The organism is Stenotrophomonas cyclobalanopsidis (assembly GCF_008710035.1).
Classification (GTDB): Bacteria; Pseudomonadota; Gammaproteobacteria; order Xanthomonadales; family Xanthomonadaceae; genus Stenotrophomonas; species Stenotrophomonas cyclobalanopsidis.
Genome location: NZ_VYKI01000036.1, coordinates 25900 through 34760 on the forward strand (window position 1 = coordinate 25900; position 8861 = coordinate 34760).

The window sequence follows — 8861 nt, forward strand, 5'->3', positions numbered from 1 at the left end:
GGGTCTTCGTCTCCTGGGGGTCGCTGCTCTGTGGCCGGGGGGGGCGCCCCCCCCCCCCCCCCCCCCCCTCGACTCTACAGAAAGTGGCGGCCGAGCATGGCTCGGCGCTACAAGAGCAGGTCAGCGGAACTGCAGGGTCAGCAGGAAGTAGCGCCCCAGCGGATCATCCAGCCCGGCCATCTGCCCGCCGCTGCCAACCAGGTAGTTCACCGGCGCGGTGTCCAGCACGTTGTGCACGTCCAGCGCGGCCACCACGCGCGGGCTCAGCTTGCGCGCCACGTGCAGGTTCCAGCGCAGCTGTGCCGGGTTCATGCAGCGGCGGTCGTCGTGCTGTTGCTGCGGGCAGTCCTCACCGGCCAGCCACGCACGCGTGCGGCCCACGCGGTTGCCACGCAGGGCGATGTCCCACGCGGGGTTCTGCCACTGCACGTTGATGATGCCGGCGAAGGTGGGCGTCGCGTGGCCGCGCAGGTCCACCGATTCACCATGCGCGCGGTCGCGGCGCAGTTCCTGCTGCTTCAGGCCATCCAGCGAGAACAGCCACTGGCCATCGCGGCCGGCATCGATGCGGTACTCGCCGCGCAGCACCCAGTTGCGCGAGGTGGTGCGGCCGATGTTGTCGAAGGACAGGCGCAGGTCGCGCAAGCGGCCCTGCTCATCCAGTTCCCACGTATCCGGGTTCCACAGCGCATCGCTGGGCTGCAGGGCGAGGATCTCGTTGCGCAGCTCGACGATGTTATGGGTCAGCGACAGCGAGAACGCGTCGGTGGGCGTCCAGCTGGCCGCCAACGAATGGCTGCGCGAGGTTTCGGCGCGCAGCGCATCGTTTTCCACCACATCCACTTCCACCGCGCAGCCTCCATTGCGCAGCGGGCGTGCGCACGGCGGCAGGGTGTCCGACCCGGGCAGGGCCAGCAGACCGAAGTAGGCCGGTGGCCGGCGCCGTTCGAACAGGCTGGGTGCGCGGAAGCCGCGGCCACTGGCCAGCAGGAACGACCAGTGCGGGCTCGGGCTCCAACGCAGGCCGGCACGCGGCGAGAACGCACTGTCGCCATCATCGCGGTCCAGCCGCGCGGCCAGGTCCAGGCGCAGCGTCGAGGCCAGCGGCAGGCCGACTTCGGTATATGCCGCGCTGCTCGGCCGCGACAGCCGCCGTTGTTCCAGCGGCAGGCCCAGCGCCAGTTCGCCCTTGCCCAGCAGCGGATCGGGCAGCGAGGTCCAGCGTTCCTGGCGCAGGTCGAGGCCGGTGGCCAGCTGTGCCTTGCCGCCGGGCAGGTCCATCAGTTCGCGCTGCACGCTCCACCAGCCCTGCAGCTGGGTGGTGCGGCCGCGGTTGCGGATGGTCGGAAACAGTTCGTCGGCCAGGCCCGGTGGCAGCGTGGAGAAACCGGGCAGGAAGTCCAGCGCGAGCGCAGCCTCCAGCAGGCGTTCGCTGCGCACGGCGCCTCCGGTACGCAGGTCCACCTGGCTGCGCTGTGCGCTCAGGCCGGCCTCCCAGCTGCGGCCGCTCTGGTCGCGGCCGATGCCCACGGTCAGGTCGCCTTCGCTGGCCCGCACCCGCGGCTGCACCTCGCCGCCCTCCTGCAGCACCACGTTGAGCAGGGCATTGCGATTGAAGTTGAGCGCCACCGCGGTCGGCCCCAGTTCGAAGCGCTGGCGGTTGTGGCTGGCGCGCGCCTCCACATAGGCATAGCGGCCGTCGCCGCGCTCGTGGCGGTAGCGCAGGTAGCCTGCCACGGTGTCCGATGCCGGCTGCAGCGAACGCGGGCGCACGCTGTCGTACCAGCAGCCGTCCTCTTCCTCCTGCAGCGGCGCGTGGCATTCGCTGGCGGGGTAGTAATCACCGTTGGCCAGGATCAGCCCGATCGGGTACAGCGCGCTGTCGGCATGCCAGCGGCGGCGGTCGCCGGCCACGTGGCGGAGGCGGTGCAGGTCAAGGCCGGCAAACCAGCGGTCACCGTTGTCGCGCACGCCGCCGGTGGCCGCCTGCACGCGGTGCTGGTCACCATCGCCGCGGCCGCTGACGCCGGTCTGCAGGGTGGCTTCCGGGCCATCGGCCTGGTCGCGCAGGATGATGTTGACCACGCCGGACATCGCGTCGGCGCCATAGATGGCCGAGGCGCCGCCGCGAACCAGTTCGATGCGTTCAACAAAGCTGAGCGGAATACCGCCGAGGTCGGTCAGGCCGCCTTCCTCCAGCGACACCATCGGGTAGCGCGGCAGGCGGCGGCCGTTGACCAGGAACAGGGTGGCGCGCGGGCCCATGCCGTCCAGGCTGGTGGTAGCCGCTGCGCCCACCGGCAGGTACAGCGAATCACCACCGCGCGAGGTGCTCAGCGGCGGATGGCCGTTCATGCCAGGCAGGTGGCGCAGCAGATCGAACAGGGTGCCGTAGCCGCTGCGCAGGATGTCCTCGCGCTCGATCACCGTCACCGGCAGGGTGGTCTGCACGGAGGTGCGTGGCAGGCGGCTGCCGGTCACGTGGATCGGTGCCAGGTCCACCTGTGCCGGCCGCTGCGGTCGCGGCGGCGGGGCGGGCGAAACCGCAGCAGGCGCTGCTACCGCCACGGCATGGCGGCGCAGCACGTAGCCACCGCCGGGTGTGCGCAGGATGTTGACCGGCCGGCCGGCCACCAGCGCCTTCAGCGCAGCGGCAGGTTCCTGCGGTCCCTGCGTTCCGGGCGTGCGCAGGTCGGCCAGCTCACGTGCATCGAACAACAGCGATACGCCGCTCTGCCGCGCCCACTGCTGCAGCGCCGGCGCCAGCGGGCCGGCGGCGATGTGGTATTCGATCGGGGCGGCGGCGGGCGATTCTGCGGCGGCCGTGGCACCGGCCAGGGCAAGCCACAGCAGGACCATCAAACGCTGTCGCAGTGCCCCGGGGCTGGGCATCCGCGCCGCCTCAGTAAGTGCGGCGCAGTTCCAGCGCGCCATCCTTGCGCGGCTGGCCAGCAATGGACCACCCCAGCTCCAGGGCAGACAACAGTTCATGCGGATCGCCGGCACGGAAGCTGCCGCTCACGGCCAGGTCGGCGATGTCCGGATCGGCAATCACCAGCGGCGTGCTGCCGTAGCGGTTCATGCGCTCGACCACGGTAGACAGCGGCGTGGCATCGAACACCAGGCGGCCTTCGGGCCAGGCTTCGGCCGCGGCGGTGGTGGCCAGCTGCGGGCCCGGCTGGATGCGGCCGGAGGGCGACACCTGCAGCTGCTGGCCGGGGGCCAGCGTGTGCTGTGCGCTGCCGCTGGTCACTTCCACGGCACCTTCCAGCAGGGCCACTTCCACCCGGCCATCGTTCAACCGCTCGACCTGGAAGGTGGTGCCGATGTCGCGGATGCTGCTGCCGCCGGCCTGCACCCGCAGCGGGCGCAGGGAGGCGGCCACCTGCAGCTGCATGCGGCCGCGTTCCAGTTCCAGTTCGCGCTTGCGCCAGCCGAAGCGGGCGCTCAGCGTGGTGCCGGCATCGAGGGTGGCGATGCTGCCATCGGCCAGCGTGCGCACCTGCGGCAGGTGGCTGGCGTTGGCGTAGCGCTGCGGGGTGGGGTTGCCGTCGGTGTAGACCATCCAGCCGATGCCCACGGCCAGGCAGACGCCAGCCGCCGCCGCCACTGAAGGCAGCCAGCGCCGTGCAGGTGTGCGTGCGGCGTGGGCAGCGGCGGTGCGCAGCCACGGGTCGCCGGACAGACCAGCGCTGCGCAGGTGCAGCGTCTCGGCCTGTGCCCAGGCGGTAACGTGGGAGGGGTGTTCGGCCAGCCAGTCCTCGAACGCTTCGCGCTCGATCGAGGTGCAGTCGGGGGCCTCCAGGCGGGCCACCCAGGCGCTTGCGCGCTCGAACAGCAACGTGTCATCCATGTAGGCGTCGCGGGTCACTCATTCTCTCCATCAGTGTGGAGAGGATTGCTGCCCAGCTCCTTGCGCAGGCCCTGAAGGGCACGGGCGATGTGTTTTTCCACCGTCTTGGCGGTGATGCCGCAGTGCCGGGCGATCTGTGCATAGCTCATGCCGGTGATGCGGTTGAGCAGATACACCTCGCGGGCACGTTCGGGAAGCTTGAACAGTGCCTGTCGCAGCAGCGCGATCATCTGGCCGGATTCTGCCTGACGCAGCGGATCGGGAGAAGTGCCGTGCTGCTCCTCGCTGCCGTCGCGTTCACCGAGCGGCAGGTGACCGCGCGCGTGTGGCGAACGCCCGCGGTCGGCCAGGCGGTTGCGGGCGATGCGGTACAGCAGCAGGCGTAGCTCGTCGGTGCCATGGCCGCGGTAGCGGATCAGCCGCTCGATGCTGTCCTGCGCGATGTCCTCGGCATCCTCCGGGCCGACACCGCGCATGCGCAGGAAGGCACACAGCGGCGCACGTTCCTCACGGATGAAGGCGATGAAGGCATCCGGAACCCCGGCCGGGTCCGGCGCGCGCTGGTGCAGGGGGGAGGGGGCGGACAGGGGGAAGGCCTCGAACGACGAACGCGTCATCGAGTTTTACAAGACGATGACCCAAGGGGGAAGTCCGTGTGGTATGCCAATGCGTTATGTGAATGAATTCAGATTTTCGTGCGCGACGCGCTGGGGGTGTTCGGTGCGCTGCGGCGTTCTGCTTTCGTCCCGCGTGGTGCGGGTGGAGAGAGAGACCGCAATGAAGCATTCGAAGTTGAGCCTGGCCTTGGCTGGGCTGGTGGGCATGGCAACGTTGGGCGCGATCGGCGACGCAGCGGCGATGAACTACCACGTGCAGGACGACCGCGTCGTTCTCAGTGGTGGCGTGACCTTCGCCGATGTCGTCGCGCTGCCGGCGGTGCTGGCCAAGGCGCAGGCCGAAGGTCGCCCGATCCGCGAAGTCGTGCTGCGCACCTCTAACGGTGGCTTGCTGATCGCCGGCGAGTGGCTGCAGGCCATCATCCGCACCCAGGGCCTGGACACCATCGTGTCCGGCCACTGCATCTCGTCCTGCTCGATCATGCAGTCCGGCGGCGTCAATCGGTATCTGGCCGGCGACCTGCCGGTGGTCGACTCGGTGCAGATCCACGCCGCCAGCAGTGGCGGCCGCATCACCTACAGCCCGTCGCCGCGCATGACCCAGATCTACACCGGCAACTACGGCGGCGGCATGGATGCCGGTCTGCTGCACAAGGCCATGTATGAAGTGGTGGCGCCCAACGGCCTGCTGGTGTTCCGCGACCCGGCCCGCACCAACGGCACGTCGGTCAGCTTCGATCCCGATGGCAGCGGCCGCAACCTGCAGCTCTTCCCGGGTCAGGACATCTACAGCAACAACATCATCACCGCGGCCGGCTACCGCGACCCGGGCGATACGCTCACCGTCACCGGCAACGTCACTGGCGACATCAACCCAGGCTACCTGTCCACCGCCCGCCAGCTGCAGACCTTCGTCGAGGATGACTTCGCGCGCTGGAACGATGACGAGTACGACACCACCTACATCAACTACGCGGTGACGCTCTACAACCGAGCGTCCAATGGCCCGAATGGCGTTGGCCAGTTCTCGCTTCAGGATTACCTCAACAACCCGGGCAACCAGGCGTTCCTGCAGGGCCAGCTGCGCCTGGCCGATCTGGATGCCTCCGCACTGGCCAACTCGGCCGGCGTGATCCGCGTCGCCAAAGGCGGTACCTGGCGTACCTCGGCTACCACGGGTGCCGATTTCATGATGGTCGACGGCGGCACCATCGCCCTGGAAGGCGGTGCCCTGCGCGCACCGGAAGTGCGGGTGATGGCCGGCGGCCTGGTAGTCGGCCACGGCGACATCGCCTCCCTGGTTACCGACACCGATGCACTGCTCGACGCCATCGGCCCGTCGCTGCGCGAGGACGGCTTCAACCGCTTGCGCGTGTACGGCACGCTGATGCCGCGCGGTGGCGATCTGGTCACCCATGGCTACGTCAACATCATGCCGGGCGGCAATGTGCTGTTCGACGTCACCGAGGCCGGTGGCAGTGCCGCCGGTCGCCTGCGCGTGGGCAGCTTCTTCGACGGCGGCCAGAACGATGGCGCACTGGTGATCTCGCCCGGTGCGCACCTGGAGTTGAACGTCGCCCAGGGCTTCTACGCCGGCAATTACCAGCGTGAACTGGTCACCGGCCCGATCTACGAGGACGGCTTTGCCGATGCCGTGCGCCTGGGCGATACCGCCTACAGCGCCAGCATCACCGACAACGAAGTCTTCCGCCCGCGCCACAACTCGCTGCTCAGCTTCAACATCAACCAGACCGAAGACGGCCTGTCGCTGACCGCCAACCCGGGCTTCGACCAGCTGGCACAGCTGACCGCCAGCAACGGCAACCAGAGCCTGGGCGTCGCTCTGGCCGCCGCGGGTGATCGCCAGGACGCGCGCCTGAAGCCGCTGCTGGGCGCGCTGCAGTTTGCCGACCGCGATGTCATCGCGCAGCAGGCCGGTGTCCTGCGTGGTGATGCGCACGCCACCCTGCGCCTGGCCGACAACGCCCTGCTGGGCAGCATCGGCACCGTGGTCACCCAGCACCAGGCCGGCCTGCGCAGCGGCAACGGTGATGCCGGTGGTCTGGCCGCACAGGCGGCACAGGCGGCGTCGACACAGCCGGGCATGGCCAACAGCAGCCTGTTCAACCAGCTGGCGATGCATCTTGTCGAACCGGGCGCACAGGCCACGGCAGGTGCCGACGGCGGCGCGGGTGCACGCAACCACGGCTTCTGGGGCCGCGGCTTCGGCAGCCATGGCCGCATCGATGGCGACGGCGGCGTGGCCGGCCTGACCCACACCGTGGGCGGCATCGTGCTGGGTGCCGATACGCGCGTGGCCGATGACCGCGTCAGCCTGGGCGTGAGCGTGGCCGCGGCGGACATGTCGACCAAGGCCCGCGATGGTTCCGGCTTCACCGGTGACGTGCGCGCGCTGGATATCGGCGGCTACCTCGATGCCACCTATGCGCGTGGCTACCTGTCTGCCGCCGTGCGCTACACCGACCTGCGCCACGACACCCGTCGCGGCATTGCCGGCATCGACGGCCTGAACGATCCGCTGCGAGCCAAGTACAACAACGACGCGATCTCCGCGCGACTGGAGCACGGTTTCAGCTTCACCACCGGCAACGGCCTGGTGGTGCAGCCGCTGCTGCCGGTGGTGGATTACGCGCGCACCTCGGCCACGCGTTTCAATGAAGGGCAGGGTGCTGGCGCACTGGCTGGCCGTGGCGACAGCCTGGAAAGCATCCGCGTGGGTGCCGGCCTGCAGCTGTTCAAGACCTTCGACGGCAACAACGGCGAGCGCATCACCCCGCGCGCGCGCGTGGTCTGGCAGAAGGAACTGGGCGACACCCAGGCCCGCTACAGCACCGGCTTCGCCGCCGCCCCGGACCTGGTGTTCGGCAGCAGCAGCCAGACGCTGGGCGAGCAGGTGCTGGCCTGGAACCTGGGCGTCACCAGCCGCGCCAGCGACCGCCTGTCGGTGATGGTCGACTATGTGGGCGAACGCCGCGATGGCCAGGTGCAGAACGGCGTGATGCTGGGCCTGGGCTACGCGTTCTGAGTAAAGGGCGCACCGGCGGCAGCATCGCCGCCGGTGCGCTATGGTCTGCGCAGGATTCCCGTGCAGGCCCGCCATGCAGATTGCCGTCTTCAGCGCCCGTCCCTACGACCGCCGCTTCCTGGAAGAAGCCAACGCGCGCGACGGCGCGGGGCAGGGCTTCCAGTTCGTCCATTTCGATGCCGCGCTGGATGTGCACACTGCGGCACTGGCGCAGGGCTGCACCGCCGTCTGCGTATTCGTCAACGACCGCCTCGATGCGCCCGTACTGCAGGCGTTGCATGCACTGGGCGTGCGCGCCGTGCTGCTACGCTGTGCCGGGTTCAACAATGTCGACCTGGCCGAAGCCGCACGGCTGGGATTCTTCGTGGCCCGCGTGCCGGCCTATTCGCCCGAAGCCGTGGCCGAACATGCGCTGGCTCTGGTGATGACCCTCAACCGGCAGACCCACCGCGCCTACAACCGCGTGCGCGAAGGCAACTTCATGCTGGATGGCCTGCTTGGCCGCACCCTGCACGGGCGCACGGTGGGCATCGTGGGTACCGGCAAGATCGGCCTGGCCACCGCGCGCATCTTCCGTGGCATGGGCTGTACGGTGCTCGGCCATGACCCGTACCCGTCGCCCGACTTTGAGGGGGTGGGCGAGAGCGTAGGGCTGGACGACCTGCTGGCGCGCGCGGACATCGTTTCGCTGCACTGCCCGCTGACGACGGACACCCAGCACCTCATCAACGATGCTTCGCTGGCGCGGATGAAGCCCGGCGCGATGCTGGTCAACACCTCGCGCGGCGGGCTGGTGGATACCCATGCGGTGATCCGCGCGCTGAAGTCGCGCCGGCTGGGCCATCTGGCCATCGACGTCTACGAGCAGGAAAGCGCGCTGTTCTTCCAGGACCTGTCCGGCGAGATCATCGACGACGAGGCCTTCCAGCGCCTGATGACCTTCCCCAACGTGCTGGTGACCGGCCACCAGGGCTTCTTCACCGTGGAGGCCCTGCAGGAGATCTCGGCCATCACCTTGGGCAACCTGGCGGATTTCGCCGCCGGGCGGGCGTGTGCCAACCGGGTGGGGGCGGATTGACCAGCGGGGTAGGCTGCCCGTAAAATCGCCTGCTCAGCCGGAATAGCTCAGTTGGTAGAGCGGCGCATTCGTAATGCGTAGGTCGCAGGTTCGACTCCTGTTTCCGGCACCAGTTGCAATGAAAAGCCTCGGCCTTTGGTCGTAATGCTGTTCACTTAAGTGGTGCAGCCTTACGGTCCACCGGATAGCGGGTCTTGGAAATCTTCACCGTCCTCGGCGTCGTCGGCCGAGGACGGTGTTCCAGGAAGAGACTGGCTACCCCCGATC

The 8861-nt window shown here is 69.0% G+C and carries 5 protein-coding genes and 1 tRNA gene; 3 read left to right on the plus strand and 3 right to left on the minus strand.

Features of this window, described 5'->3' with window-relative positions; all coding sequences use genetic code 11:
• Positions 1-120: 120 nt before the first annotated feature.
• The 3 genes from FJU31_RS17850 to FJU31_RS17860 are packed head-to-tail and all read right to left on the minus strand — an operon-like array spanning position 121 to position 4329.
• Complete coding sequence (locus FJU31_RS17850; protein WP_150455930.1) at positions 121-2892, minus strand: TonB-dependent receptor; 2772 nt, start codon at positions 2890-2892, stop codon at positions 121-123.
• A 10-nt stretch (positions 2893-2902) separates the two neighbouring features.
• Entirely contained in the window at positions 2903-3853 is a 951-nt protein-coding gene (locus tag FJU31_RS17855; RefSeq protein WP_188115530.1) for a FecR family protein, read from the minus strand.
• A gap of 14 nt (positions 3854-3867) precedes the next feature.
• Entirely contained in the window at positions 3868-4329 is a 462-nt protein-coding gene (locus FJU31_RS17860) for an RNA polymerase sigma factor (protein ID WP_425473732.1), read from the minus strand.
• Between the two features lie 301 nt (positions 4330-4630).
• Here FJU31_RS17860 and FJU31_RS17865 point away from each other — a divergent pair, with 301 nt between their 5' ends.
• The 3 genes from FJU31_RS17865 to FJU31_RS17875 all read left to right on the plus strand — a co-directional run bounded on the left by FJU31_RS17865 (position 4631) and on the right by FJU31_RS17875 (position 8706).
• Positions 4631-7516 carry an autotransporter family protein gene (locus FJU31_RS17865; protein ID WP_150455932.1) on the plus strand — a complete coding sequence of 962 codons (2886 nt, stop codon included), beginning with the start codon at positions 4631-4633 and terminating at the stop codon, positions 7514-7516.
• Positions 7517-7589: 73 nt separating this feature from the next.
• Positions 7590-8594: a 2-hydroxyacid dehydrogenase gene (locus tag FJU31_RS17870; protein WP_150455933.1), complete on the plus strand. Its 1005-nt coding sequence runs from the start codon at positions 7590-7592 to the stop codon at positions 8592-8594.
• Positions 8595-8630: 36 nt separating this feature from the next.
• Positions 8631-8706, plus strand: a tRNA-Thr gene (locus FJU31_RS17875).
• The last annotated feature ends 155 nt before the right edge of the window (positions 8707-8861 follow it).

Excerpts from the sequence above, each read along its gene's own strand:
- FJU31_RS17850 (WP_150455930.1), bottom strand. The coding sequence starts at position 2,892 with ATGCCCAGCCCCGGGGCACTGCGACAGCGTTTGATGGTCCTGCTGTGG.
- FJU31_RS17855 (WP_188115530.1), bottom strand. The coding sequence starts at position 3,853 with ATGGATGACACGTTGCTGTTCGAGCGCGCAAGCGCCTGGGTGGCCCGC.
- FJU31_RS17860 (WP_425473732.1), bottom strand. The coding sequence starts at position 4,329 with ATGCGCGGTGTCGGCCCGGAGGATGCCGAGGACATCGCGCAGGACAGC.
- FJU31_RS17865 (WP_150455932.1), top strand. The coding sequence starts at position 4,631 with ATGAAGCATTCGAAGTTGAGCCTGGCCTTGGCTGGGCTGGTGGGCATG.
- FJU31_RS17870 (WP_150455933.1), top strand. The coding sequence starts at position 7,590 with ATGCAGATTGCCGTCTTCAGCGCCCGTCCCTACGACCGCCGCTTCCTG.